The following is a 23,989-nucleotide window of genomic DNA, read 5'->3' as shown; positions in this document are numbered from 1 at the left end:
TTCAATGCAAGTAATGCGTGGCTGGGCGACTCGATGCGCGCCGTGGGTTGGCCTGGTAGGCCTGCTCGGTAGCGTGCAGGAAGCGCTGGCCGGCGAATACGAAGGCTCGCCTCAGGTGGCCGAATTTGTCGGTGAAATGACCCGCGACTACGGTTTCGCCGGTGAACAACTGATGGGGGTGTTTCGCGAGGCGCAGCGCAAGCAGTCGATTCTTGATGCCATCTCCAAACCCGCCGAGCGGGTCAAACAGTGGAAAGAATACCGGCCGATGTTCATCACCGACGCGCGCATCGCCCGTGGTGTGGACTTCTGGCGCCAGCATGAGGCCACTCTGGCCCGTGCCGAGCAGGAATACGGTGTACCGGCACAAGTCATCGTGTCGATCATCGGCGTTGAGACGTTTTTCGGACGTAATACCGGTAATTTCCGCGTAATCGATGCTTTGTCCACGCTGGGTTTCGACTATCCTCCGCGTGCCGAATTTTTCCGCAAGGAACTGCGTGAGTTCTTGCTGTTGGCGCGCGAAGAGCAGGTCGATCCACTGACCCTCAAAGGCTCCTACGCCGGGGCGATGGGCTTGCCGCAGTTCATGCCGAGCAGCTTTCGCGCCTATGCGGTGGATTTCGACGGTGACGGCCACATCAATATCTGGAACAACCCGGATGATGCGATCGGCAGCGTCGCGAGCTATTTCAAGCGTCACGGCTGGGTCGCTGGCGAGTCAGTGGTCAGCCGCGCCGATGTCCGTGGCGAGCAGGTCGATGAAGGCCTGACCACTGGCATCGAGCCGACGAAAACCGTCGGGGAGTTGCGAGCGCTGGGCTGGTCGAGTCATGATGCGCTGCGCGATGACATGCCGGTCACTGCATTTCGCCTCGAAGGCGACAACGGCCCTGAATACTGGATGGGCCTGAAGAATTTCTACGCGATCACGCGTTATAACCGCAGCGTGATGTACGCCATGGCCGTACATCAACTGTCTGAACAGCTGGTACAAGCACGGGGCGTCAAGTAATGCGGGCATTGCCTATCAATAAACCCCTGAAGCTGGTGGCATTCGCTGCGTTGGCGGTACTGGTCGCCAGTTGTTCGACCAGCCGTTCACCGACTCAAAAAACACCGTCTACCGCTGTGCGCACGCAGCCGGGGCTGGACATCAACCGTGCCCACAAAGATGGCGCACCGTGGTGGGACGTCGATGTGTCGCGCATCCCGGATGCGACGCCGACCCTGCACACCGGCCCGTACAAGGCCAACCCTTACACCGTGCTGGGCAAGACCTACTTCCCGTTGCAGGAATCCAAGACTTACGTCGCCTCGGGCACGGCGTCCTGGTACGGCACCAAGTTCCACGGTCAGAACACCGCCAACGGCGAAGTCTATGACCTGTACGGCATGAGCGCCGCCCACAAGACTCTGCCACTGCCAAGTTACGTTCGGGTGACCAACCTGGACAACAACAAAAGCGTGATCCTGCGGGTCAACGACCGTGGCCCGTTCTACTCGGACCGGATCATCGACCTGTCCTACGCTGCGGCCAAGAAGCTCGGTTACGCCGAAAGCGGCACCGCGCGGGTCAAGGTCGAAGGCATCGATCCACAGCAATGGTGGGCCGCCAAGGGCCGTCCGGCGCCTCTGATGCTCAACGAGCCGCAAGTCGCGCAAAATAGCGCCCCAGTGATTACGGCTTCGGCCGGCACCGTCGAGCAATGGACTCCGCCGCCGCAGCAGCACGCTGCGGCCGTCGTGCCGGTTCAGCTCGACGCAAAAAAAAACGCTTCTGCAACAGCGTCTGGCCAGTATCTGCAGGTGGGCGCGTTCGCCAACCCGGACGCTGCAGAACTGCTGAGGTCGAAGCTCAGCGGGATGGTGAGCGCTCCGGTGTTCATCAGCTCGATCGTGCGCAATCAGCAGACCCTGCACCGGGTACGCCTGGGGCCGATCGGTTCGCCGGGTGAAATTGCCCAGGTGCAGAACAGCGTGCGCCTGGCCAACCTTGGTTCGCCAAGTGTGGTCACCGAGTAAGTAATACGTAGGACTTGATTGACGATTCACCAGCGATTGGGGGGTGAATCAGGTTGTTGGCTCGTCGAAGAACAAAAGCCCGGCAAGGGTGACTGGAGTGAGCAACTGAACACGCGATAACCCGTTAGAAGGTTATTTGATTAGTTTTTGCCCTAGGGCAAGTTTCCATTAGCGATTTCGAGAGACGGATGAACATCACCACCTTTGCCAAACGCCTGTGTCTGCTAGTCCCGCTGCTCCTCTCGCCAGCCGCCTTCGCGGCCGAGATGATGCCATCGCCACCACAACTGGCCGCCAAGGCCTACGTGCTCATGGACGCCAGCAGCGGCAACGTGCTGGTGGAGAACAACGGTGATCAGCGTCTGCCTCCGGCCAGCCTGACCAAACTGATGACCGCGTACATCGCTACGCTGGAAATCCGTCGTGGCCAGATCGGTGAAAACGATCCGGTGACCGTCAGCGAAAACGCCTGGCGCACCGGCGGTTCGCGGATGTTCATCAAGGTCGGCTCGCAGGTCACTGTCAGCGATCTGCTGCACGGCATCATCATCCAGTCCGGCAATGACGCCAGCGTTGCGCTGTCCGAGCACATCGCCGGCAGCGAAGACGCGTTCGCCGACCTGATGAACAAAACCGTTACCGATCTGGGCATGACCAATTCCCACTTCATGAACCCGACCGGTCTGCCGAACCCTGAGCACTATTCGTCGGCCCACGATATGGCGATCCTGGCTCGCGCGATCATCCACGAAGACCCGGCTCACTACGCGATCTACTCGCAGAAAGAGTTCTTCTGGAACGGCATCAAGCAGCCTAACCGCAACCTGCTGCTGTGGCGCGACAAGACCGTTGACGGTCTGAAAACCGGTCACACCGATGAGGCCGGCTACTGCATGGTGTCCTCGGCTGTACGTGATGGCCAGCGTCTGATCGCCGTGGTGTTCGGCACCAACAGCGAAGTGGCGCGCGCCGCTGAAACCCAGAAGCTGCTGACTTACGGTTTCCGCTTCTTCGAAACCCAGACCTTCTATCAGAAGGGCACCGAACTGGCTCAAGCCCCGGTGTGGAAAGGCACCACCAATCAAGTCAAGGCCGGCCTGGCTCAAGACTTGACCATGACCCTGCCGAAAGGCCAGCTGAAGAAGCTCGCCGCCAGCATGACGATGAACCCGCAACTGACCGCGCCAATCGCCAAGGGCGACGTGATCGGTAAAGTCGAAGTCAAACTGGAAGACAAGGTGGTGCACAGCGCCGACCTGATCGCTCTGGATGGCGTCGAGGAGGGTGGTATCTTCCGCCGCATGTGGGATAGCATCCGTCTATTCTTCTACGGCTTGTTCAACTGATTTGTGTTGACCTGCATGGCCCCGCCCCGATCCGGTGCGGGGCCATGCGCGTTACCACGGCTTAAGAGGCCGTTACGCCATGACCGATACCGAAGTAAAGGCGCCAAAGATCGAATTCCCGGTGACGGATTATCCCGTTAAGGTGATCAGCGACACCGGCGTTGGCAACAAAGACAAGATCATCGACATCGTCAAAAAGCACGCGACCATCAATGATGAGCGCATCGACGAGCGTCAAAGCACCAACGGCAAATACACCACCATTCAGTTGCACATCGTCGCAACCGATCAGGATCAGCTGTACAACATCAACAGCGAACTGCGGGCGACCGGCTTCGTGCACATGGTGTTGTGATGCCGGGCACGCTGGGCTTTCGTGAGCTCGGCCAGATGGCTTACGAGCCGGTCTGGCATGCCATGCAACGTTTTACCAACGAACGCGGCAGCGATGCCGCCGACGAAATCTGGCTCGTCGAGCACCCGCCGGTGTTCACTCAGGGCCAGGCTGGCAAGGCCGAACACTTGCTCCTGCCGGGTGATATCCCGGTGGTGCAGGTCGATCGCGGCGGCCAGGTGACCTACCATGGCCCCGGCCAACTGGTGGCTTATCTGTTGCTGGATGTACGCAAGCTGGGTTTTGGCGTGCGTGATCTGGTCAGCCGCATGGAGCTTTGCCTGATCGAACTGCTGGCCAGCTACGGCGTGACCGCCGCGGCCAAACCAGATGCTCCCGGCGTGTACGTCGAGGGAGCGAAAATCGCTTCTCTGGGTTTGCGGATTCGCCACGGTTGTTCCTTTCATGGCCTGGCCCTGAACGTGGATATGAACCTGGAACCGTTTCGACGGATTAATCCCTGCGGCTACGCCGGGCTGGCGATGACCCAGCTGAGCGATCACGCAGGATCGATTGAATTTGCCGAGGTAAGTGCCCGGCTGCGCGTGCAGCTCGTCAAACACCTCGACTATGCTGAGCAGACGACCCTGACGGGCGGAATCGACTGATATGACTACTGATGCAGTGCAAACCATGATCCCGACGCTCGACGTGACCGAGCGCCCGGCCCCGCGTCCCAAGGTTGAAGCCGGCGTCAAGCTGCGCGGCGCCGAGAAGGTTGCACGCATCCCGGTAAAGATCATTCCGACCACCGAACTGCCGAAGAAACCTGACTGGATTCGTGTACGCATCCCGGTTTCGCCGGAAGTCGACCGCATCAAGAGCCTGCTGCGCAAACACAAGCTGCACAGCGTTTGCGAAGAAGCATCCTGCCCGAACCTGGGCGAATGCTTCTCCGGCGGTACTGCGACCTTCATGATCATGGGTGACATCTGCACCCGTCGCTGCCCGTTCTGCGACGTTGGCCACGGTCGTCCGAAGCCACTGGACGTCAACGAGCCGGAAAGCCTGGCCATCGCCATCGCCGACCTGAAGCTCAAGTACGTTGTGATCACTTCGGTTGACCGCGACGACCTGCGTGACGGTGGTGCCCAGCACTTTGCCGACTGCATCCGCGAGATCCGCAAGCTGTCGCCGAATGTGCAGTTGGAAACCCTCGTCCCGGACTACCGTGGCCGTATGGACGTCGCCCTGGAAATCACTGCAGCCGAGCCGCCGGATGTGTTCAACCACAACCTCGAAACCGTGCCGCGTCTGTACAAGGCAGCGCGTCCGGGTTCGGACTACCAGTGGTCGCTGACTCTGCTGCAACGCTTCAAGCAGATGATGCCGCACATTCCGACCAAGTCCGGCCTGATGCTGGGTCTGGGCGAGACCGACGAAGAAGTCATCGAAGTCATGAAGCGCATGCGCGAACACGACATCGACATGCTGACTTTGGGCCAGTACCTGCAACCGTCGCGCAGCCACTTGCCGGTGCAGCGTTTCGTGCACCCGGACACCTTCGCCTGGTTCGCCGAGGAAGGTTACAAGATGGGCTTCAAGAACGTTGCGTCGGGGCCGTTGGTGCGTTCTTCGTACCACGCTGATGAGCAGGCCAAGCTGGTCAAGGCTGAGCTGCTGGGTTCCTGATTCCTGCGCTGAACTGAAAAATGCCCGCTGCGGCTTCAACGCCCGGCGGGCATTTTTTTGCCTGTCCTACAACACGCAGCCACTTTTCCTGCAAGCCGTGGAGGAGCAAAGCCTCTTCTGTTTATCGCGGTTCCTGACTACTGTGTGCCCATGACTTTATACGCGGAGACTCATGGATGACTGTTCGACCGACCCATACACTTTGTCCTTATCGCGCCGTGCCAGCGCTGCCGTCTGAGGGACTGATCGGCGTTATCGCACCCGCCGGCCCCGGCGTCCTCGACACCGACAAGGCTGTGCAGTGGATGCGCGCCCGGGGTTATGGGCTGCGTGTGTTTCCCGGAGTCTATGAAAAAGACGGCTATCTGGCCGGCAGTGATGACGTACGGCTTAACGATCTGCATGCCGCGTTCGCCGATCCCGAGGTCGACGCGATCATCTGCTTGCGCGGTGGCTACGGTACACCGCGACTGCTGGACCGGATCGACTTCGATCTGTTGAGTCGCAATGCCAAGCCGTTTGTCGGCTACAGCGACATCACCGCGTTGCATCTGGCCATCAGTCGCTACGCGGGTTTCGTCACCTTTCACGGGCCGTTGCTCAATGCCGACCTGTTGGGTGACAAGGAGCCGCCGACCGTCACTTCATTCTTCGCCATGCTGCGCGGCCAACTGAAAGCGGGCAGTGTGCTCAGCCATCCCGTGGCCTATCCGTTGACCACAGTCGAGCCCGGCGTCGCCCATGGACGTTTGCTCGGCGGTAATCTGGCCATGATCGCCGCGACATTGGGTACGCCTTACGAAATTGATGTCGAGGGGGTGATTCTGCTCATCGAGGACATCAACGAGCCGCTGTATCGCATCGATCGATTGCTGACGCAGATGCGTCTGGCCGGCAAGTTGGCGAAGCTGCGTGGCGTGCTGGTCGGGGACGTGGCAGGGGTAGAAGTCGCGGCACTGAACCGCCTGCTCAAGCAGACTTTTGAACCGTTGCGGATTCCGGTGCTGTCCGGGTGGCGTAGCGGGCATTGCGATCCGAACCTGACGTTGCCGTTGGGGGCGTTGGTTCGCCTGGATGCGGGGAAGAAGGAGTTGATGCTGGAGCAGGATGTAGTGATCAAGCGATAGGTTTTTATCGTCTGTAAGTCAGTCATCGCGGGCAAGCTCGCTCCCACAACGTTCGTGGTGCACACAGATAGTGTGTTCACCGTTGAGCCTGTGGGGGCGGGTTTGCCCGCGATGCGCTTACCGGGTACGCAGGCTCTCGAGCAGCTTGTGCGTCGGATACCCGTCCGCTGGCCAGCCAAAAGACTGCTGAGCACTGCGGATCGCCTTGCGCGTATTCGCGCCGATAATCCCGTCCGCCGCGCCGGCATCGTAGTTGCGGGCACTCAGCAAGGTTTGCAATTCGATTCGCTCGGTGCGGCTCAGCGGCAAATCATCTTTCGGCCAGGTGCCGTTGATCAGACCACCGCCATCGAAGCGCTCGGACAACAAACTCACGGCCAAAGCGTACGACGAAGAGTTGTTGTACTTGAGGATCGCTCGGAAGTTGTCAAGGATCAGGAACGCCGGGCCACGATAACCGGCCGGCAGCAGCAGGGCGGCAGACAGCTGTTCGGAGCCGGCGGGCACTTGACCGCCATTGGGCAGGGTCACCCCCAACTGACGCCATTCGGCAACGCTCTTGCGAATCGCGCCATCTGCCAGCGTGTAGTTGAAGCTGCTCGGCAGTTGCACTTCAAAACCCCACGGCTGGCCGCGCTGCCAGCCGGAGCTTTGCAGGTAGTGTGCAGTCGAGGCCAGGGCATCGGCCGGACTGCCCCAGATGTCGCGGCGACCGTCACCGTCGAAATCCACAGCGTGGGTGTTGTAAGTCGTCGGGATGAACTGAGTCTGACCCATGGCGCCAGCCCAGGAGCCGAGCATCTTCTCCGGGGAGATGTCGCCCTGTTGCAGAATTTGTAGCGCGGCGATCAGTTGAGCATGGGCAAAACCCGGACGGCGGCCTTCGTAGGCGAGGGTGGCCAGTGAGTTGATCACCGATTTGCTGCCCTGGAATTGACCGAAGTTACTTTCCATACCCCACACCGACACCAGTGCCTGACGATCAACGCCATAACGCTGTTCGATGCTTTGCAGAATGTCGGCGTACTGGTTGATCAGCGCCTGGCCTTTGCGTACTCGCAGCGGCGATAGCGCGCCATCGAGGTATTCCCAGACCGGGCGGGAGAACTCTGGCTGGCTGCGATCGGCACGAATCACGCTGGCGTCGAAGCTGATATTGGCAAACGCCCGATCGAACAGATCAGCGCGAATGCCAGCGGCGAGGGCATCTTTGCGGAAACCGGCCTGCCATTCGGCAAAGGTCTGGGTCGGCTGGAGATCGAGAGGGTCGGCGGACGGCACTACCGGCGGAATGATCGCTGGGGCCGTGGCGACAGGGGCTGCTTGAAGAGGTTGCGCGTCGGCGGCGGTAGGTTTTTCCGCACAGGCAACAAGCAGAATGAAACTTGTGGCAGCAACCAATTGGCGAACAGGCCAACGATGGGAAAGACAAAAGGGCATGCACAGGTCCAGAGGATACGAATCAGGTGCAGACCTTAACATGACCGGGGGGTGGTGCGCTTCAGGCAGCCAGAAAGTAAGAAGCCTCCCAGCTGTCAGACTGGAAGGCTTCGCGGCGGTAGCTGCCTTTACCCTTGGTTGGTCGTTCCTGGCGGCTGCGGAACAGAGGTTGGGCAATGATGGATTTGGCCTTGTTCGGGCCATGTTTCGATGGCTTTTTGCTCATGAGGATTCTCTTGAGTGAGTGGGTTTTGCGGGGGAAATGATCTGCCGATGTCGGGCGTCTGTCTATAGGGCAAATGCAGGCGTGCATTGTAGGAAACAAGATCAAAAGATCGCAGCGTGCCGCAGCTCCTACAGGGTTCGGTGTAGGCGTTGCGGCACGCTGCGGTCTTTTGATTGTTATTCAGCAGGCAGTGAAAGGCGCTGGCCGGACATCAACAAAGCCAAGCGGCTCAAGCTCATCCACGGCGACCCGGCTGCCTGGCCTTTGATCTGCGCATCAATGCGCTGGGCTTCGAGCAACAACTGCGCCCAGCGTTGCGCCGAGTAGCGTTGCAGGGCTTTGCTCATCAGCGGCTTGCGCTTGTCCCAGACCGGCGGTTTGGCTTGGCTGAAGCACTTGTCCAGCGGCGTGCCCTGACTGTACTGCAGCGAGATATTGGCCAGCAGGCGCAACTCCCTCGCCAGGGCCCAGAGAATCACCGGCGGTTCGACACCTTCACCGCGCAGCCCTTCGAGCATGCGCAGGGCATGAGCCGGTTCGCCGTTGAGCACGGCATCGGTCAGGCCAAATACATCGAAGCGTGCACTGTCCGCCACCGCGGCCTGCACGGTTTCGACGGTTATCTGTCCGCCTTCGGCCATCAGCTTGAGCTTTTCGATTTCTTGCGCAGCGGCGAGCAGGTTGCCCTCGACGCGCGCGGCAATCAGTTCGACGGCGTCCTGGCTGGCCGACAACCCGGCCTGAGACAAGCGCTGACGAATCCAGCTTGGCAGTTGATTGGCATCCACCGGCCAGATCTGGATGAACTGGGTTTGCTGGCCTTCAACCAGCGCCTTGCCCCATTTGGTCTTCTGCGCACTGCCATCAAGCTTGGGCAGGCTGATCAGCAGCACGGTGTCTTCGGCGGGACGCGAGCAATATTCGATGAATGCAGCGGCGCCTTTGTCACCGGGCTTGCCCGAGGGCAGGCGCAGTTCCAGCAGGCGCTTTTCGGCGAACAACGACATGCTGGCGCCGGCCTGCAACAACGTGCCCCAATCGAAACTGGCGTCGGCGGCGAAGACCTGGCGTTCATCAAAACCTTGCTGGCGCGCAGCACTGCGGATGGCGTCGGCGGCTTCCTGACACAGCAGCGGGTCATCGCCGCTGATGATGTAGACCGGCGCAAGGGCGCCTTGCAGGTGTTTGCCGAGTTGCGCGGGAGCGAGCTTCATAAGAGCAATCGAACGGGGCGCCTGAGCGCCCCGAACGTCTTACTGCTGCGGGATTTCGAGCGGCGACTGACGCGGGGTTTCCGCTTCAGCCTTTTGTGCCGCTTCGAGCGCGTCGGCTTCAGCCTTGGCGCGGTTGTTGGCGGCTTGCTGCAGTTGCTCCAGTTGACCTGGGGTCAGCTGTTGCAGGCGCAGCATCATGCGCTGAACCAGCTCGCGACGGATATCGCGACGGGCGTCGTTGGCTTCCTGGTCGGAGCCGACGAGGTTGTTACCGTCGTGGATAAACACTTTCTGCACTTCAAGCTTGTCGCTCAGCAGCGAAAGGTTTTTGTCACCACGGATGTCGTAGCTCAGGACGGTAGTGACCTGATACTCGCCCGTACGACCGGCACCGGCGTAGCTGAGGATGCGCTGGCTTTCCTGTTCGTCAGCCAGGAACAGCTTGTACGGTGCACCGCTGTAAACCTTGACGCCGCTGGACTCCAGCACCTGACGCAGTTGGGTGACCGTCTCGCCGTAGGCGTTGCGGGCACTCAGGTCGAGTTCCTTGATGGTCAGTTCGGTAGAGCCGGTGCCGCGCAGCTGGAAACCACAGGCGCTCAGAAGGACGGCGAGGCCCATCACCAGCAGATTGCGTTTGATCATTGTGTTGCTCCCCTTGAAACCATGTGGGCCGTTCATGCGGCCCGAAAGGTTTTACTTGGCGCCGGGCAAACCCGGCGCCCGATCCAATTAGCTGGCGACGATATTGACCAGTTTCCCTGGCACTACGATCACTTTACGAATCGTCAGGCCATCGACAAAGCGCAGCACGTTCTCGTTGACACGGGCGGCGGCTTCAACTTCTTCGCGCGTTGCGGTGGCCGGCATTTCGATCTGCCCGCGCAGTTTGCCATTGACCTGAATGACCAGTGTCAGGCTGTCCTGCACCAGCGCGGATTCGTCCACCACTGGCCAGCCAGCGTCGATCACCGGATCAGCGTGACCCAATTGATTCCACAGCTCGTGGCTGATGTGCGGTGTGATCGGAGCCAGCAACAGCGTGACGGCTTCCAGACCTTCGTGAACTAGCGCGCGATCCTGAGCAGACGCTTGCGCGGCTTTTTCCAGCACGTTCATCAGTGTCATCACCTGAGCGATGGCAGTGTTGAATTTGTGGTTCTGGCCGACGTCGTGGCTGGCCTGCTTGATGGCCAGGTGGATCGCGCGGCGAACGGCTTTCTGCTCGTCGTTCAGGCCCGCAACATCCAGTTTGCCCGGCAAGCCCTGAGATACGTGGGCCTGCGCCAGACGCCAGACACGCTTGAGGAAACGGTGCGAGCCCTCAACGCCGGAGTCGGACCATTCCGCGCTCATGTCAGGCGGCGAAGCGAACATCATGAACAGACGGCAAGTGTCGGCACCGAACTGGTCGATCATCGACTGTGGGTCAACGCCGTTGTTCTTCGACTTGGCCATCTTCTCGGTGCCGCCGATTTCCACCGGCAGGCTGTCAGACTTCAGCTTGGCGCTGATCACTTTGGCTTTGCTGTCACGTTCCAGCTCGACGTCCGCCGGGTTGAACCAGGTGTAGGCGCCATTGGCTTCGCGACGATAGTACGTCTCGGCAATCACCATGCCTTGAGTCAGCAGGTTCTTGAACGGCTCGTTGGAGCTCACCAGACCTTCGTCGCGCATCAGCTTGTGGAAGAAGCGCGCGTAGAGCAGGTGCAGAATCGCGTGTTCGATACCGCCGATGTATTGGTCGACCGGCAGCCAGTGGTCCGCTGCGGATTTCTCGACCAGACCGCCTTCAAAGTGCGGCGAGGCGTAACGGGCGTAGTACCACGACGACTCGACGAAAGTGTCCATGGTGTCGGTTTCACGCTTGGCAGGCTGGCCGCATTTCGGGCAGCTGCACTCGTAAAACTCGGGCATGCGTGCCAGCGGCGAACCGGCGCCGTCCGGCACCACGTCTTCCGGCAGTACGACTGGCAATTGGTCTTCCGGCACCGGCACATCACCGCAAGCGTCGCAGTGGATGATCGGGATCGGGCAGCCCCAGTAGCGCTGACGGCTGATGCCCCAGTCGCGCAGGCGGAACTGGGTGCGCGAAGCGCCCAGTTCTTTCTTGATCAGGGCTACTTCGATGGCGTCGAACGCGCCGGCGAAGTCGAGGCCATCGAACTCGCCAGAGTTGATCAGCGTACCGTGCTCACCGTAGGCGTCTTGCCACGGGGCAGGGTTGCTGTCGCCGGAGCTGGTACGCACGACAGATTTCACCGGCAGGTTGTACTTGTGAGCAAACTCGAAATCGCGCTCGTCGTGCGCCGGCACTGCCATGACGGCGCCATCGCCGTAGTGCATCAGCACATAGTTGGCGACCCAGACCGGGAGTTTTTCACCGGTCAGTGGGTGCTCGACGAACAGCCCGGTCGGCAGGCCTTTTTTCTCTTGAGTGGCGACGTCGGCTTCGGCGACGCTGCCGCCCTTGCATTCAGCGATGAACGCTTGCAGCTCAGGGTTGTTCTGCGCGGCCTGGGTGGCCAGCGGGTGTTCGGCGGCCACGGCGACGTAGGTCGCGCCCATCAGGGTGTCCGGACGGGTAGTGAAGACTTTCAGGGTGCCGGCTTCGCCGATGGAATCGACGTTGTAAGGGAACTGCACTTCCATGCCGCGGGATTTGCCGATCCAGTTGCGCTGCATGGTCTTGACCTGTTCAGGCCAGCCAGTCAGTTCGTCGAGGCTCTCCAGCAGCTCATCCGCGTAAGCGGTGATCTTGAAGTAGTACATCGGGATTTCGCGCTTTTCGATCTGCGCGCCGGAGCGCCAGCCGCGACCGTCGATCACCTGTTCGTTGGCCAGAACGGTCTGATCGATCGGGTCCCAGTTCACGGTGCCGTTTTTACGGTAGATCACGCCTTTTTCGAACAGGCGAGTGAACAGCCATTGTTCCCAGCGGTAGTAGTCCGGCTTGCAGGTGGTGACTTCGCGCGACCAGTCCACCGCCAGGCCCAGGCTGCGCAGCTGGGTTTTCATGTAGGCGATGTTTTCGTAGGTCCACTTGGCCGGCGCGACGTTGTTTTTCATCGCGGCGTTTTCTGCCGGCATGCCGAAGGCGTCCCAACCCATCGGTTGCAGTACGTTTTTGCCTTGCATGCGCTGATAGCGGGAGATCACGTCGCCGATGGTGTAGTTGCGCACGTGCCCCATGTGTAGCTTGCCGCTGGGGTAAGGGAACATCGACAGGCAGTAGAAAGTCTCCTTGCCTGGCTGTTCACTGACTTCAAAGGACTTTTGCTCGTCCCAGAACGACTGGGCGGCGGCTTCGATTTCACGGGGCTGATATTGTTCGTGCATGGCTACTTTTTGTACTGGATAGGGGTGGCCTAATCCTCTTCAACGCGGCATTCGGGATGGCCCGGACGAGCTGGAAGTGGAATGACAGGAAGCGCCGTAGCATACATGACCGCGCTCGGCCTAGGGAAACCCTGATTACAGCAGTTTGACCCGCTAAATACATGGCGAGGGCCGTTGGTCGCGGCGTTCAGCCGGTTTGTGCAGCGAAGCTAAGCTTCTAACTGGGGAGTGAGTCTTATCTTCAATGAGGTGAGGGATGGTGGAGCAACAGCAAAAGAACGTCACGAAACCTGAGTTGTACGAGCGGTTGATGAACCGTCTGGGTATCGCCCTGGATGCTGCAAAAACCGCAGACCGGCTGCGCGATGAGCGCCCCTTGGAACTGGAATTGCGTGGCTTGAGCCCCGCCGAGTTCAAACTGGTCAAGGCCTATCTGGATCGCAGTGAACGTGAAACGCACGGATGCTTGTCGCAAGCAGTGAAGCAGCTCGATGCAGCACATTCGGCCAAGGTCATCTGGCTCAAGGACAAGGCGCCGCGCAAAGACACCGTCAAGGTGCGTGCTTTGCAGGCCAAGTAAGCGCATGGCAGGTCAAGAAACGGATCTTTTTCAACAGGATCCCACCCTATCGGTTGTCGCGTTGGTTTAACCCACTTAGGCTTCGGGCATCTTTGGAGATGCCCGATGCCTTTTCGTTATTTCGTCAAACAACTTTTGCTGCCGCCCGGCATTCTTTTACTACTGTTGCTGGCTGCCTGGTGGCTGCGCCGCTCACGGCCGCGCCTCGCTGGATTGTGTTTTGCCATTGGTTTTGGCGGGCTCTGGCTGATGAGTCTGCCGGTGGTCGTGCAGTGGGGCGCCAAGGCCCTTGAGCGCGAGCCGCCGCTGGCTCGCGAAGAGTGGACGACGCTCGCGCAACGGGCCGATGCGATTGTCGTGCTGGGTTCCGGGCGTGAGCGCGGTGATCTGGCCTGGGGCGAGGATCAGCCGACTGGCGTGGGGCTGGAGCGTCAGCGCTATGCGGCACGGCTGGCCAAGGCGTCGGGATTGCCGATTCTGACCAGTGGCGGCCTGCATTACGGCACGCCGCCGACCGAGGCGAAGTTGATGGCGGATTCGTTGCTGGATGACTTCGGTGTGACCGTGCGTTGGCAGGAGGGCGAGAGCCGCACCACTTGGGAAAACGCCAAGTTCAGCGCGGATATGTTGTTGCCGCAGGGGATCAAGCGCGTAGTCGTGGTGACACAGGCCTGGCACATGCCACGTTCTGTCTGGAGTTTCGAGAAGGCGGGATTTGACGTGGTGCCGGCGCCCGTAGGTTTTCTGGGCACTGACAATGCGCGGCCATTTGGTGGTTGGCTGCCGGAGTTCAAGTCGATCTGGCAGAGTGGGCAGTTGTTGAATGAAGCGGTGGGGCAGGTTGGGTATTCGCTTTTCTATCGCTGAAGATTAAAAGATCGCAGCCTGCGGCAGCTCCTGCAGGGTGAAAACAAATCCCATGTAGGAGCTGCTGCAGGCTGCGATCTTTTGCTTTAGAGGGTTTTGGACATCCGGCTCGCCATCAGGGCCCAGCCAAACAGCAGCACGCACACAATAATCAACGGCCACGAACGCCATTGCAGATACGGCGTCAGGTTGTGCATCGGCACCACTTCACCGTACAAAATGCCTTGTTCGAATTGCGGAATCTGCTCGGTGATCTGCCCGAACGGGTTGATCAGTCCGGTCACGCCGTTGTTGGTCGCGCGGATCATCCAGCGCCCAGCTTCCAGTGCGCGCATCTGCGCCATCTGCAAGTGTTGCAGCGGGCCAATTGAGGTGCCGAACCAAGTGTCGTTGCTGATCGTCAGTAGCAGATCGCTGCGCGCCGACAGACTGGCGGCGAACTCCGGATACACCACTTCGTAGCAGATGAACGGCGCGATCTGATAGCCCTTGGCTTGCAGCAATGGCTGATCGGCCGGCCCACGGGCAAAGTCGGACATCGGCAGGTCGAAGAAGGCGATCAGTCCACGCAGGATGTCCTGCAATGGCACGTATTCGCCGAACGGCACGAGTTTCTGCTTCAAGTAAGTGCCATCACCTTCGCCAACCACGGTGATGCCGTTGAAGAAGCGTCTCTCGTGATGCACCGTTTGGCGAATGGGTACACCGGTAATCAAGGCCGATTTACGCTCGGCGGCGAAGGTCCCCATCATGCTCAGGTAACCCTCGGCGGATTCCTTGAGCACCGGCACGGCGGTTTCCGGCCAGATCAGCAGATCCACCGGTTTGGAGCGGAAACTGAGGTCGCGGTACAGCGCCAGTTGCGCGTTGAGTTCTGCCGGATCCCATTTCATGCTTTGTGCGACGTTGCCCTGAATCGCCGCAACGGACAGTGGCGCGCCGGATGGACTGGTCCAGGCGTGGCCCTTGAGCGCAATGCCCGCCACCCACGGCCCGACCAGCAACAGCAGGCCGACGGCAACAAAAGCCTTGCGACCGGTTTGCAGCAGGCGCGGCGCGTTGTAGATCAGCGCGGCGGTCAGCGCCAGAACGAACGACACCAGCCACATCCCGCCCACTGGCGCGAGACCGGACAAAGGCCCATCAAGCTGACTGTAACCGGAGTAAAGCCACGGGAAACCGGTCAGGAACCAGCCGCGAAACGCCTCCTGACCGACCCACAGCGCAGCGAACGCCAACGCATCGGCCAGCGGCGCCTCATTGCGCCGCAACCAGCGTGCCCACAGCCAGGCGGGGAGGGCGAAGAAAAAGGCAATCGCTGCGGTAAACAGCAGCATCAGGAAACCGGCCAGCAGCACCGAAGCGCCACCGAAGTGATGGATGCTGTAGTAAATCCAACTGGTGCCGGCACCGAACAGGCCGAAGCCGAAGCACCAGCCACGGCCCAGTGCCTGACGCGGGCTCAGCTCGCGCAAACCGGCATAGAACATCCCGACCGCCAGCAAGGCCAGTGGCCAGATATCGAACGGTGCCAGAGCAAAGGTGGTGATTGCACCGGCCACCACGGCCAGCAGGTTACCGGGCCAGCCGGGGCGGGTTGTCCAGCGCATTTCAGTCCTTAAATTTACCGAGCGATTGGCGTGAGTCGCAGCAAGTGAATCCGACGGCTGTCGGCGTTCAGGATGCGGAAACGGTAGGCGCCGATTTCAGTGATTTCGTTACGTTTTGGCAAGTGCCCGAACGCGCTCATCACCAGACCGCCGACAGTGTCGAACTCATCGTCGGAGAACTCGCTGTCGAAGAACTCGTTGAAGTTCTCGATCGGCGTCAGGGCCTTGATCAGGAAGTCACCGCTGGGCAGCGGCTTGATGTAGCTGTCTTCTTCGACGTCGTGCTCGTCTTCGATGTCGCCGACGATCTGCTCCAGCACGTCTTCGATCGTTACCAGACCCGCCACGCCGCCGTATTCGTCGATGACGATAGCCATGTGGTTATGGTTGGCGCGGAATTCACGCAGCAACACGTTCAGACGCTTGGACTCCGGCACGAACGTGGCCGGGCGCAGCAGGTCCTTGATGTTGAAGCTGTCGCCGTTCTCCTTGAGGATCAACGGCAGCAGATCCTTGGCCAGCAGCACGCCCATCACATCGTCGTGGCTTTCGCCGATGACCGGGTAGCGCGAGTGGGCCGAGTCGACCACGGCAGGGAGAAATTCACGGGGTGTCTGGGTCGCCTTGATGCTGATCATCTGCGAACGCGGCACCATGATGTCGCGTACCTGCAGGTCAGCCACCTGAATGGCGCCTTCGACGATGGCCAGCGCTTCGCTGTCCAGCAGCTTGTTTTGATGTGCATCGCGCAGCAGCTCAAGCAGCTCCTGACGGTTCTTCGGCTCGTGGGCAAAAGCCTGGGTCAGTTTACCCAGCCAAGACTTCTGCCCGTTGCTCGATCGATCTTCGCTCATAGCGATTACTCTGAATCCTTTGTTGTAACGATAGGGGTTGGTTCGGTTTCGTCGTCCGCGTACGGATCCGGATAGCCCAGTTCAGCAAGCAACTCGCGTTCCAGTGCTTCCATTTCTTCGGCTTCTTCGTCATCTATATGGTCGTAACCGAGCAGATGCAAGCAGCCGTGAATGACCAGATGTGCCCAGTGGGCCTTTAGTTCCTTGCCTTGTTCGGCAGCTTCGCGCTCGACCACGGCCACGCAGATCACCAGATCACCCAGCAGGGGGATATCGAGAAACTCGTCGGGCACTTCGGCGGGGAACGACAGGACGTTGGTCGCGTAATCCTTGTGACGCCAGGTGTGATTGAGTTCGCGGCCTTCTTCCTCGTCGACCAGACGAATGGTCATTTCCGAGTCAGCGGTGCGCTGGCGCAGGGCCAGTTCGCACCACAGGCGGAAGTCGGCCTCACTCGGCGCGCTGGCTTCCGTCGCGACTTGCAGATCCAGCTCAAGCATTTCGCGAGGTTTCCTTGGGTGCTTCGTCACTGTTTTCGAAGCGCTCGTAGGCTTCGACGATCCGCTGTACCAGAGGATGGCGCACGACGTCTTTAGGCTGGAAGTGAGTGAAGCTGATACCCGGCACGTCTTTCAACACCTCGATGACGTGGTGCAGGCCGGACTTGGTGCCTTTCGGCAAGTCGACCTGAGTGATGTCACCGGTAATGACTGCGGTTGAACCGAAGCCGATCCGCGTCAGGAACATCTTCATCTGTTCGACGGTGGTGTTCTGGCTTTCGTCGAGAATGATGAAGCTGTTGTTCAGCGTACGGCCACGCATGTAAGCCAGCGGCGCGACTTCGATCACCTGACGCTCGATCAGCTTGGCCACGTATTCGAAGCCGAGCATTTCGTAGAGTGCGTCGTAGAGCGGGCGCAGGTAGGGGTCGATCTTCTGCGACAGGTCGCCGGGCAGGAAGCCGAGTTTTTCACCTGCTTCGACTGCCGGACGCACCAACAGGATGCGGCGAATCTGCTCGCGCTCCAGTGCATCAACCGCGCAGGCCACGGCCAGGTAGGTCTTGCCGGTACCGGCCGGACCGATGCCGAAGTTGATGTCGTTGCCGAGGATTTCCTTCACATAGCGCAGTTGATTCAAGCCGCGTGGGCGAATCATGCCTTTCTTGGTACGCAGGGCGACGGAGGCTTCGGCAGGGGCGTGGTTTTCCAGCTCGACAACGGCCGATTCCTGAAGGAACAGGTGAACCGTATCTGGCGACAACTCTGAACCTTTGGTTTCCCGGTACAGGCGACGGATCAGATTTTCCGCTGACGTGGTGTGCTTGGGATCGCCGATCAGCTCGAACTGGTTTCCGCGGTTGCGGATCTCGATGGTCAGGCGCTGTTCGATCAAGCGCAAATGCTCGTCGAATTGCCCGCACAGATTGGCGAAGCGGCGAGCCTCAAAGGGCTCGAGGATAAAACGATGTGGTTCTATGGGTGCGTTCAAGGTCGTATTTAGCCGCCCTGGGGCAATTAAGATGAAATCAAGGATAACGCCAGTGGCGTGGGTGCGAAAGCTCTTAAATATCTCAGCTTCAATCACCATCCCTGTTGGAGTGAGCTTGCTCGCGAAAGCGGTGCATCAGCACCGTAGATAGTGGCTGACACGACGCCTTCGCGAGCAGGCTCGCTCCTGCAGGGGAAATGCAGCGTTACTGGATCAGCGAGCCGCGCAGCGAGTGCGGTTGCGCCGCATCGATGTGCACGTCGGCGAACTGGCCGATCAGGGTTGGATTGTCGCAGCGGAAGTTGACGATACGATTATTCTCGGTGCGCCCTTGCAGCTCGCCCGGGTCCTTCTTCGAATAATCGGTCACCAGAATTCGCTGGATCGAGCCGACCATTTGTCGGCTGATCTCGAAACCTTGCTGATTCAAACGGTGTTGCAGCGCGTTCAGACGTTCCTTTTTCAGCTCTTCCGGCGTGTCATCCGCCAGATCAGCGGCCGGTGTGCCCGGGCGCTGGCTGTAGACGAACGAGTAGGAAAAGTCGAAACCAACGTCGGCAATCAGCTTCATGGTCTGTTCGAAATCTTTCTCGGTTTCGCCGGGGAAACCGACGATAAAGTCCGAGCTGATGCAGATCCCGGGCACCGCCGCGCGCAGTTTGCGCAGCTTGGATTTGTATTCCAGCGCCGTGTGGTTGCGTTTCATCGCTGCCAGAATCCGGTCCGAACCCGATTGCACCGGCAAGTGCAGGTGTTTGACCAGTTCCGGCACGTCGGCGTGGGCCTGGATCAGGCTGTCGGAGAACTCCAGCGGGTGGGAGGTGGTGTAGCGAATGCGGTCGATGCCATCGACGGCGGCGACCACACGGATCAGCTCGGCGAGATCCGCCAGGCGACCATCATGGGTGGTGCCGCGATAGCCGTTGACGTTCTGCCCCAGCAAGGTCACTTCACGCACGCCGTTTTCGGCAAGGTGGATGATCTCTGCGATCACGTCGTCGAACGGCCGGCTGACTTCTTCGCCACGGGTGTAAGGCACCACGCAGAACGTGCAGTACTTGCTGCAGCCTTCCATCACCGACACGTAAGCGCTCGGGCCGTCGATACGCGGCTCGGGCAAGTGGTCGAATTTTTCGATTTCCGGGAACGAGACGTCGACTTGCGGCAGCTTGGTGCTGCGTGCGGCGTCGATCATCTCCGGCAGGCGGTGCAGCGTTTGCGGGCCGAAAACGACGTCGACATACGGGGCGCGATCGCGGATCGCCGCGCCTTCCTGGCTGGCCACGCAACCGCCAACGGCGATGACCATCTCCGGGTTGGCCAGCTTCAGTTCGCGCCACCGGCCGAGCTGCGAGTACACCCGATCCTGGGCGCGCTCGCGGATCGAGCAGGTGTTGAGCAGAATCACGTCGGCGTCTTCCGCGCGAGCGGTGACTTCCAGGGCCTGATGTTCGCCCAGCAGATCGACCATGCGCGAGCTGTCGTACTCGTTCATCTGGCAGCCGTGGGTTTCGATGTAAAGCTTCTTGGCCATGGATTTTGGTCGTCACGTGATTCAAAGAACCGCGCATTATAGGGAACAAGCCCTCAGGTTCCTACCGCTGTGCGTCCAGTGGCTATGCTATAGTTTGCGCCCTCATTTTTATCCCCGATGTTGTCCGCCCGCCATGACCAAACGCGAAGCTCCAATCTACAAGGTGATTTTCCTCAACCAGGGCCAGGTGTTCGAAATGTACGCCAAGCAGATCTATCAAAGTGATCTGTGGGGGTTCCTGGAAGTGGAAGAGTTCGTCTTTGGCGAGCGCACGCAAGTGGTCGTCGATCCGAGCGAAGAAAAGCTCAAGGCGCAGTTTGAAGGCGTGGTGCGCAGCTTTGTGCCGATGCATTCGATTGTGCGTATCGACGAAGTCGAGCGTCTGGGCACGCCGAAAATCAGCGAAGCCCGCGGCGCGGTCGGCAATGTGATGCCGTTTCCGATGCCGATGCCTGAGAAGTAAAGCCGAGATTTAGTGGCTGGAGATTATTTGTGGCGAGGGGATTTATCCCCGTTGGGCTGCGAAGCGGCCCCAAAACCTGCAATCAAGCTCTTTCTGATACACCGCATCGAATGGTTTTACGACTGCTGCGCAGCCGAACGGGGATAAATCCCCTCGCCACAAAATCCCATCAGCCATATCAGCCCTAGAGGTCAGCAGAACTCAGGGCAATGGCGAAAACGGCGTGCGCCCATCGGCGTTCTGCAGTTCCATCAGGTATTTACGGAAAATTTGCCCGAGCACCTGCGTAGCGGTTTCGAGATCTTCGCGGGACATTTTTTCGGAGACTTCGTCGGCCGTGTCCAGTGCCTCTTCGGCGCCGTTGACCGCGGCCATCTTCAATACGATGTACGCCTGAATATTGTTGGCCTGTACGCCTTCGCCGTGGAAGAACATGGTGCCGAGCTTGAATTGCGCCTGAGCGTGGCCTTGCAACGAGGCTTTTTCGAAATAGCTCAGGGCTTGATTGAGGTCGCGCGGCGCATTCTTGCCGTCGTAGTAGAACTCACCCAACTCGTATTGCGCTTGCGCATCCCCTTCGTCCGCCGCTTTCTGGCAGGCGGCCAGTGCCTGCGTGACGTCTTGCGGCTGAGTATTGAGGGTGCAACGACCCATCGCCGGGATCAACAACGAGTTGCCGCCTGCTTGTGCATGCGCGAGCAGGGGCTGAAGGAGCAACAGGCAGCCCAAGGCAAGGGTGCGGCCGGTGCGGTTCATGGGAATCGACTTACCTCTGAAGGGCACGCGGACCCATCGAGGGATCCAATAAGCGCGCATTATGAAATAAGCAGGGCCAACCTTACAAAGTCTTTACTCGTTTTTCTGCTGCGCGGGGAATATATCGCCCTCTTTACGGGTGATTTCTGGCGGGTGCGTCGGAAAAACCAGGTGGATGTAGGTGAAAGCTGACGTCGGCGATAGCCAACGTCAGCGGTGCGGCGATTACTTCAATGCAGCGAAGGCGCGTTCGGCAGCGTCCAGGGTCAGTTGCAACTCGGCTTCGCCGTGAGCGATCGAGGTGAAACCGGCTTCGAAGGCGCTCGGTGCCAGGTACACGCCACCTTCCAGCATCAGGTGGAAGAAGCGACCGAACAGTGCAGCGTCGCTGGCCATCACGTCTTCAAAAGTGACGATGTCGTCGGCGCCGCTGAAGTACAGACCGAACATGCCGCCAGCCTGGGTGGTCACGAACGGAATGCCTGCGGCATCGGCGCGCTGTTGCAGGCCGTCGAGCAGACGCGTGGTGTAGTCGGTCAGCTCGGCGTGGAAGCCCGGACGGCTGATCAGGCGCAGAGTGGTCAGACCGGCGGCCATCGCCAGCGGGTTACCCGACAAGGTGCCGGCCTGATACACCGGGCCCAGCGGCGCGATGCGCTCCATGATTTCACGCTTGCCGCCGAAGCAACCGACCGGCATGCCGCCGCCGATGATCTTGCCGAAGGTGGTCAGGTCAGGATTGACGCCGTAGTACGCCTGAGCACCGCCGAGGGCGACGCGGAAACCGGTCATCACTTCGTCGAAAATCAGCACCACGCCATGCTTGTCGCACAGCGAACGCAGGCCTTCGAGGAAACCTGGTGCCGGTGGCACGCAGTTCATGTTGCCGGCAACCGGCTCAACAATAATGCACGCTACGTCCTGACCGACTTCGGCGAGCATCTTCTCAACCGCGTCGATATCGTTGAACGGCAGGGTCAGGGTGTGTTTGGCGAATGCCGCTGGCACACCAGCCGAGCTCGGTACGCCTTGGGTCAGTGCGCCGGAACCGGCCTTGACCAGCAGGCTGTCGGAGTGGCCGTGGTAGCAGCCTTCGAACTTGATGATGCTGTCACGGCCGGTGTAGCCACGGGCCAGACGGATCGCACTCATGGTCGCTTCGGTGCCGGAGCTGACCATGCGCACCATGTCCATCGACGGCACCAGCGAGCAGACCAGATCGGCCATCTCGGTTTCCATCGCGGTCGGCGCGCCGTAAGACAAGCCGTGTTGCAGTTGATTGCGCACGGCGTCCAGAACGTCCGGGTGGCTGTGGCCAAGGATCATCGGGCCCCACGAACCGACGTAATCGACATAACGCTTGTCGTCTTCGTCGGTGACGTAGGCGCCTTCAGCGTGTTTGAAGAACAGCGGCGTGCCGCCAACGCTCTTGAACGCGCGAACCGGCGAGTTCACGCCACCGGGGATGTGTTTCTGGGCATTGGCAAACAGGGTTTCGGAACGAGACATGATCGGGCTCTCAAATCAGACTTTCAGTAATTCGTTGAAGGCGCGGGCGCGGCGGGTCACTTCGGCGGTGCTTTCAGCGCCGAACAGGCCGTGGACCACGGCCAGCAGGTCGACACCGTGGGCCACCAGCGGCGCGGCGTTGTCGAGGGTGATGCCGCCGATCGCGCAGATCGGCAAATGCAGTTTGCGGCGGGCTTCGTCGAGCAGGTCGAGGCTGCAGGTCGGCGCGCCGGGTTTGGTATTGGAGTTGAAGAAGCGACCGAAGGCGACGTAGCTCGCACCTTCTTTGGCAGCTTGTTCGGCCAGTTCGATCTGCGCGTGGCAAGTCGAGCCTATGATCGCTTTCGAGCCGAGCAGGGCGCGGGTCGGCGACAGTGGGCCGTCGGTCTGGCCCAGATGCACGCCGACGTTGAGGCGTGCAGCCAGTTCGGCATCATCGTTGATGATCAACTGCGTCTTGTAGCGCGCACACAAATCGCGCAGCGCTTCGGCCTCGCGCAGACGGCGAGCCTCGTCGCTGCTCTTGTCGCGGTATTGCAGCAGGGTGACGCCGCCTTCCAGCGCCGCCTCCACGTACGACAGGAATTTGCCGGCCAGCAACTGGCTGTCGGTGATGGCGTACAGGCCACGTAGTTTCATCAGGCAGACCTCACGACGTTACGAGCAGAAATCCAGCGGCAGACGACGCGGCACAAACTGGCCTTTGCCCAGTTGTTCGGCATCGCGCAGGGTGCGCCAGGTGTAATCCAATGCACTGCGTACCGCGCTGGCGAGATTCTCGCCTTGGGCCAGTCGGCCAGCCAAAGCGCTGGCCAGGGTGCAACCGGAGCCGTGATAACTGCCCGGCAAACGCTGGCAATAGAAGGTTTCACGCAGGCCGTCGCGGCTGTACAGGCGGTTGTGGATTTCAGTTTCGTCGCCATGACCGCCGGTGATCAGCAGGTTTTTGACGAACGGCAAAAGTTTTTCAGCGCACTCGTCCGCTGTGCCTTCGGGCAGTTCGGCGAGGATGCGGGCTTCGGGAAGGTTGGGGGTGGCAATGATCGATAGCGGCAGCAGACGCTCGCGCATCGCATAGCCGACTTCGTCCTTGCCCAGGCGTCCGCCGCCGCCGGCGCGCAGCACCGGGTCGCAGACCACCGGCAAATGCGGGTGCGCCGAAAGCAGTTCGACAACGGTGTCGACCATTTCCAACGAACCGAGCATGCCCAGTTTGACCGCTGCGACTTCGGAGTCGTTGAGCACGGCATTGGCCTGGGCCAGGACCCACTCACGGTCGAGGACGCGGAAGCCAGTGACGTTGACGGTGTCTTGCACGGTCAGGGCGGTGACGGCCGGAGCCGCATGGCAACCCTGCGCGAGCAGGGCTTCGATATCTGCCTGCAAGCCGGCGCCACCACTGGGGTCGTGGCCGGAGAGACAGAGGACAACGGGGCGGGAGCTGTAGATATTCATGGTGCGCGAGCTTACCACCAAACCTGATTTTCCGGTTCAGTGCCGTTGTGCTCGGCTGATAACCTGTTCAGAGAATGCTGACCGGTTTGTCACAACCTGACCAACTCAACAGCTCTAGCTCGGTGCT

At 60.2% G+C, this 23,989-nt stretch carries 24 protein-coding genes; 10 read left to right on the top strand and 14 right to left on the bottom strand.

What is annotated here, in order from left to right; translation table 11 throughout:
- The first annotated feature begins 4 nt into the window (after nucleotides 1-4).
- The 7 genes from mltB (at nucleotide 5) to PSH79_RS24090 (ending at nucleotide 6,524) form a co-directional block, all read left to right on the top strand.
- A complete protein-coding gene (mltB, locus tag PSH79_RS24120; protein ID WP_305439973.1) occupies nucleotides 5-1,015 on the top strand; it encodes a lytic murein transglycosylase B in 1,011 nt (336 codons plus the stop codon).
- Nucleotides 1,015-2,025 carry a septal ring lytic transglycosylase RlpA family protein gene (locus tag PSH79_RS24115; protein WP_305439972.1) on the top strand — a complete coding sequence of 337 codons (1,011 nt, stop codon included), beginning with the start codon at nucleotides 1,015-1,017 and terminating at the stop codon, nucleotides 2,023-2,025. Before mltB ends, PSH79_RS24115 begins: the two co-directional genes overlap by 1 nt.
- A 188-nt stretch (nucleotides 2,026-2,213) precedes the next feature.
- Nucleotides 2,214-3,371, top strand: coding sequence for a D-alanyl-D-alanine carboxypeptidase family protein (locus tag PSH79_RS24110; protein ID WP_187678823.1), 1,158 nt, complete (start codon nucleotides 2,214-2,216; stop codon nucleotides 3,369-3,371).
- A gap of 79 nt (nucleotides 3,372-3,450) precedes the next feature.
- Nucleotides 3,451-3,726: a DUF493 domain-containing protein gene (locus PSH79_RS24105; RefSeq protein WP_039761816.1), complete on the top strand. Its 276-nt coding sequence runs from the start codon at nucleotides 3,451-3,453 to the stop codon at nucleotides 3,724-3,726.
- A complete protein-coding gene (lipB, locus tag PSH79_RS24100; protein WP_305439970.1) occupies nucleotides 3,726-4,373 on the top strand; it encodes a lipoyl(octanoyl) transferase LipB in 648 nt (215 codons plus the stop codon). The genes PSH79_RS24105 and lipB overlap by 1 nt, the downstream gene beginning before the upstream one ends.
- 25 nt (nucleotides 4,374-4,398) lie before the next feature.
- Nucleotides 4,399-5,397, top strand: a complete 999-nt coding sequence (gene lipA, locus PSH79_RS24095) for a lipoyl synthase (protein ID WP_161986515.1) — start codon at nucleotides 4,399-4,401, stop codon at nucleotides 5,395-5,397.
- A 176-nt stretch (nucleotides 5,398-5,573) separates the two neighbouring features.
- Nucleotides 5,574-6,524 carry an LD-carboxypeptidase gene (locus PSH79_RS24090; RefSeq protein WP_305439969.1) on the top strand — a complete coding sequence of 317 codons (951 nt, stop codon included), beginning with the start codon at nucleotides 5,574-5,576 and terminating at the stop codon, nucleotides 6,522-6,524.
- Between the two features lie 117 nt (nucleotides 6,525-6,641).
- On the opposite strand, the gene PSH79_RS24085 is transcribed toward PSH79_RS24090, so the two are convergent.
- From PSH79_RS24085 to leuS, 5 genes are all read right to left on the bottom strand, one after another.
- Nucleotides 6,642-7,964: a lytic murein transglycosylase gene (locus PSH79_RS24085; RefSeq protein WP_305439968.1), complete on the bottom strand. Its 1,323-nt coding sequence runs from the start codon at nucleotides 7,962-7,964 to the stop codon at nucleotides 6,642-6,644.
- A 61-nt stretch (nucleotides 7,965-8,025) separates the two neighbouring features.
- On the bottom strand, nucleotides 8,026-8,190 hold the full coding sequence (gene arfA / locus PSH79_RS24080; protein ID WP_003228536.1) for an alternative ribosome rescue factor ArfA: 165 nt from the start codon (nucleotides 8,188-8,190) through the stop codon (nucleotides 8,026-8,028).
- Between the two features lie 176 nt (nucleotides 8,191-8,366).
- Nucleotides 8,367-9,404, bottom strand: coding sequence for a DNA polymerase III subunit delta (gene holA / locus PSH79_RS24075; protein ID WP_305439967.1), 1,038 nt, complete (start codon nucleotides 9,402-9,404; stop codon nucleotides 8,367-8,369).
- 39 nt (nucleotides 9,405-9,443) lie between these two features.
- Nucleotides 9,444-10,049, bottom strand: coding sequence for an LPS assembly lipoprotein LptE (gene lptE, locus PSH79_RS24070; protein ID WP_305439966.1), 606 nt, complete (start codon nucleotides 10,047-10,049; stop codon nucleotides 9,444-9,446).
- Nucleotides 10,050-10,136: 87 nt separating this feature from the next.
- Nucleotides 10,137-12,743: a leucine--tRNA ligase gene (leuS, locus tag PSH79_RS24065; RefSeq protein ID WP_305439965.1), complete on the bottom strand. Its 2,607-nt coding sequence runs from the start codon at nucleotides 12,741-12,743 to the stop codon at nucleotides 10,137-10,139.
- Nucleotides 12,744-12,999: 256 nt separating this feature from the next.
- Between leuS and PSH79_RS24060 the strand changes: the two genes are divergently transcribed.
- Together PSH79_RS24060 and PSH79_RS24055 are read left to right on the top strand one after the other, a co-directional pair.
- A complete protein-coding gene (locus PSH79_RS24060) occupies nucleotides 13,000-13,323 on the top strand; it encodes a hypothetical protein (protein ID WP_305439964.1) in 324 nt (107 codons plus the stop codon).
- Nucleotides 13,324-13,428: 105 nt separating this feature from the next.
- Nucleotides 13,429-14,190 (top strand): YdcF family protein, encoded by a 762-nt coding sequence (locus PSH79_RS24055; RefSeq protein WP_305439963.1) that lies wholly within the window; start codon nucleotides 13,429-13,431, stop codon nucleotides 14,188-14,190.
- A gap of 86 nt (nucleotides 14,191-14,276) precedes the next feature.
- Here the strand turns inward: PSH79_RS24055 and lnt are convergent, their stop codons facing one another.
- From lnt to miaB, 5 genes are all read right to left on the bottom strand, one after another.
- The gene (lnt, locus tag PSH79_RS24050) at nucleotides 14,277-15,800 is read right to left on the bottom strand and encodes an apolipoprotein N-acyltransferase (protein ID WP_305439962.1); all 1,524 of its coding nucleotides are present in this window, start codon (nucleotides 15,798-15,800) and stop codon (nucleotides 14,277-14,279) included.
- 14 nt (nucleotides 15,801-15,814) lie between these two features.
- Nucleotides 15,815-16,654, bottom strand: a complete 840-nt coding sequence (locus PSH79_RS24045; protein ID WP_007909641.1) for an HlyC/CorC family transporter — start codon at nucleotides 16,652-16,654, stop codon at nucleotides 15,815-15,817.
- A gap of 5 nt (nucleotides 16,655-16,659) precedes the next feature.
- A complete protein-coding gene (gene ybeY, locus PSH79_RS24040) occupies nucleotides 16,660-17,154 on the bottom strand; it encodes an rRNA maturation RNase YbeY (protein ID WP_305439961.1) in 495 nt (164 codons plus the stop codon).
- Nucleotides 17,147-18,145, bottom strand: coding sequence for a PhoH family protein (locus PSH79_RS24035; protein ID WP_305439960.1), 999 nt, complete (start codon nucleotides 18,143-18,145; stop codon nucleotides 17,147-17,149). The genes ybeY and PSH79_RS24035 overlap by 8 nt, the downstream gene beginning before the upstream one ends.
- A 205-nt stretch (nucleotides 18,146-18,350) precedes the next feature.
- Entirely contained in the window at nucleotides 18,351-19,679 is a 1,329-nt protein-coding gene (miaB, locus tag PSH79_RS24030; protein WP_095190302.1) for a tRNA (N6-isopentenyl adenosine(37)-C2)-methylthiotransferase MiaB, read from the bottom strand.
- A 133-nt stretch (nucleotides 19,680-19,812) separates the two neighbouring features.
- Here miaB and PSH79_RS24025 point away from each other — a divergent pair, with 133 nt between their 5' ends.
- Complete coding sequence (locus PSH79_RS24025) at nucleotides 19,813-20,142, top strand: DUF1820 family protein (RefSeq protein WP_003185742.1); 330 nt, start codon at nucleotides 19,813-19,815, stop codon at nucleotides 20,140-20,142.
- Between the two features lie 201 nt (nucleotides 20,143-20,343).
- Here the strand turns inward: PSH79_RS24025 and PSH79_RS24020 are convergent, their stop codons facing one another.
- The 4 genes from PSH79_RS24020 to PSH79_RS24005 form a co-directional block, all read right to left on the bottom strand.
- Nucleotides 20,344-20,898 carry a tetratricopeptide repeat protein gene (locus tag PSH79_RS24020; RefSeq protein WP_305439959.1) on the bottom strand — a complete coding sequence of 185 codons (555 nt, stop codon included), beginning with the start codon at nucleotides 20,896-20,898 and terminating at the stop codon, nucleotides 20,344-20,346.
- A 225-nt stretch (nucleotides 20,899-21,123) separates the two neighbouring features.
- Nucleotides 21,124-22,407, bottom strand: coding sequence for a glutamate-1-semialdehyde 2,1-aminomutase (gene hemL, locus PSH79_RS24015; protein ID WP_123448239.1), 1,284 nt, complete (start codon nucleotides 22,405-22,407; stop codon nucleotides 21,124-21,126).
- 15 nt (nucleotides 22,408-22,422) lie between these two features.
- A complete protein-coding gene (gene thiE, locus PSH79_RS24010; RefSeq protein WP_305439957.1) occupies nucleotides 22,423-23,046 on the bottom strand; it encodes a thiamine phosphate synthase in 624 nt (207 codons plus the stop codon).
- 18 nt (nucleotides 23,047-23,064) lie between these two features.
- Nucleotides 23,065-23,862: a hydroxymethylpyrimidine/phosphomethylpyrimidine kinase gene (locus PSH79_RS24005; RefSeq protein WP_305439955.1), complete on the bottom strand. Its 798-nt coding sequence runs from the start codon at nucleotides 23,860-23,862 to the stop codon at nucleotides 23,065-23,067.
- Nucleotides 23,863-23,989 lie beyond the last annotated feature (127 nt).

The organism is Pseudomonas sp. FP2196 (assembly GCF_030687715.1).
Classification (GTDB): domain Bacteria; phylum Pseudomonadota; class Gammaproteobacteria; order Pseudomonadales; family Pseudomonadaceae; genus Aquipseudomonas.
The sequence above is the reverse complement of the archived record's forward strand: the minus strand, read 5'-3'. Positions and strand labels throughout refer to the sequence as shown.

Bases quoted from the DNA above. Each gene is read 5' to 3' on its own strand.
- mltB (WP_305439973.1), top strand. From the start codon at position 5: ATGCAAGTAATGCGTGGCTGGGCGACTCGATGCGCGCCGTGGGTTGGC.
- PSH79_RS24115 (WP_305439972.1), top strand. From the start codon at position 1,015: ATGCGGGCATTGCCTATCAATAAACCCCTGAAGCTGGTGGCATTCGCT.
- PSH79_RS24110 (WP_187678823.1), top strand. From the start codon at position 2,214: ATGAACATCACCACCTTTGCCAAACGCCTGTGTCTGCTAGTCCCGCTG.
- PSH79_RS24105 (WP_039761816.1), top strand. From the start codon at position 3,451: ATGACCGATACCGAAGTAAAGGCGCCAAAGATCGAATTCCCGGTGACG.
- lipB (WP_305439970.1), top strand. From the start codon at position 3,726: ATGCCGGGCACGCTGGGCTTTCGTGAGCTCGGCCAGATGGCTTACGAG.
- lipA (WP_161986515.1), top strand. From the start codon at position 4,399: ATGATCCCGACGCTCGACGTGACCGAGCGCCCGGCCCCGCGTCCCAAG.
- PSH79_RS24090 (WP_305439969.1), top strand. From the start codon at position 5,574: ATGACTGTTCGACCGACCCATACACTTTGTCCTTATCGCGCCGTGCCA.
- PSH79_RS24085 (WP_305439968.1), bottom strand. From the start codon at position 7,964: ATGCCCTTTTGTCTTTCCCATCGTTGGCCTGTTCGCCAATTGGTTGCT.
- arfA (WP_003228536.1), bottom strand. From the start codon at position 8,190: ATGAGCAAAAAGCCATCGAAACATGGCCCGAACAAGGCCAAATCCATC.
- holA (WP_305439967.1), bottom strand. From the start codon at position 9,404: ATGAAGCTCGCTCCCGCGCAACTCGGCAAACACCTGCAAGGCGCCCTT.
- lptE (WP_305439966.1), bottom strand. From the start codon at position 10,049: ATGATCAAACGCAATCTGCTGGTGATGGGCCTCGCCGTCCTTCTGAGC.
- leuS (WP_305439965.1), bottom strand. From the start codon at position 12,743: ATGCACGAACAATATCAGCCCCGTGAAATCGAAGCCGCCGCCCAGTCG.
- PSH79_RS24060 (WP_305439964.1), top strand. From the start codon at position 13,000: ATGGTGGAGCAACAGCAAAAGAACGTCACGAAACCTGAGTTGTACGAG.
- PSH79_RS24055 (WP_305439963.1), top strand. From the start codon at position 13,429: ATGCCTTTTCGTTATTTCGTCAAACAACTTTTGCTGCCGCCCGGCATT.
- lnt (WP_305439962.1), bottom strand. From the start codon at position 15,800: ATGCGCTGGACAACCCGCCCCGGCTGGCCCGGTAACCTGCTGGCCGTG.
- PSH79_RS24045 (WP_007909641.1), bottom strand. From the start codon at position 16,654: ATGAGCGAAGATCGATCGAGCAACGGGCAGAAGTCTTGGCTGGGTAAA.
- ybeY (WP_305439961.1), bottom strand. From the start codon at position 17,154: ATGCTTGAGCTGGATCTGCAAGTCGCGACGGAAGCCAGCGCGCCGAGT.
- miaB (WP_095190302.1), bottom strand. From the start codon at position 19,679: ATGGCCAAGAAGCTTTACATCGAAACCCACGGCTGCCAGATGAACGAG.
- PSH79_RS24025 (WP_003185742.1), top strand. From the start codon at position 19,813: ATGACCAAACGCGAAGCTCCAATCTACAAGGTGATTTTCCTCAACCAG.
- PSH79_RS24020 (WP_305439959.1), bottom strand. From the start codon at position 20,898: ATGAACCGCACCGGCCGCACCCTTGCCTTGGGCTGCCTGTTGCTCCTT.
- hemL (WP_123448239.1), bottom strand. From the start codon at position 22,407: ATGTCTCGTTCCGAAACCCTGTTTGCCAATGCCCAGAAACACATCCCC.
- thiE (WP_305439957.1), bottom strand. From the start codon at position 23,046: ATGAAACTACGTGGCCTGTACGCCATCACCGACAGCCAGTTGCTGGCC.
- PSH79_RS24005 (WP_305439955.1), bottom strand. From the start codon at position 23,862: ATGAATATCTACAGCTCCCGCCCCGTTGTCCTCTGTCTCTCCGGCCAC.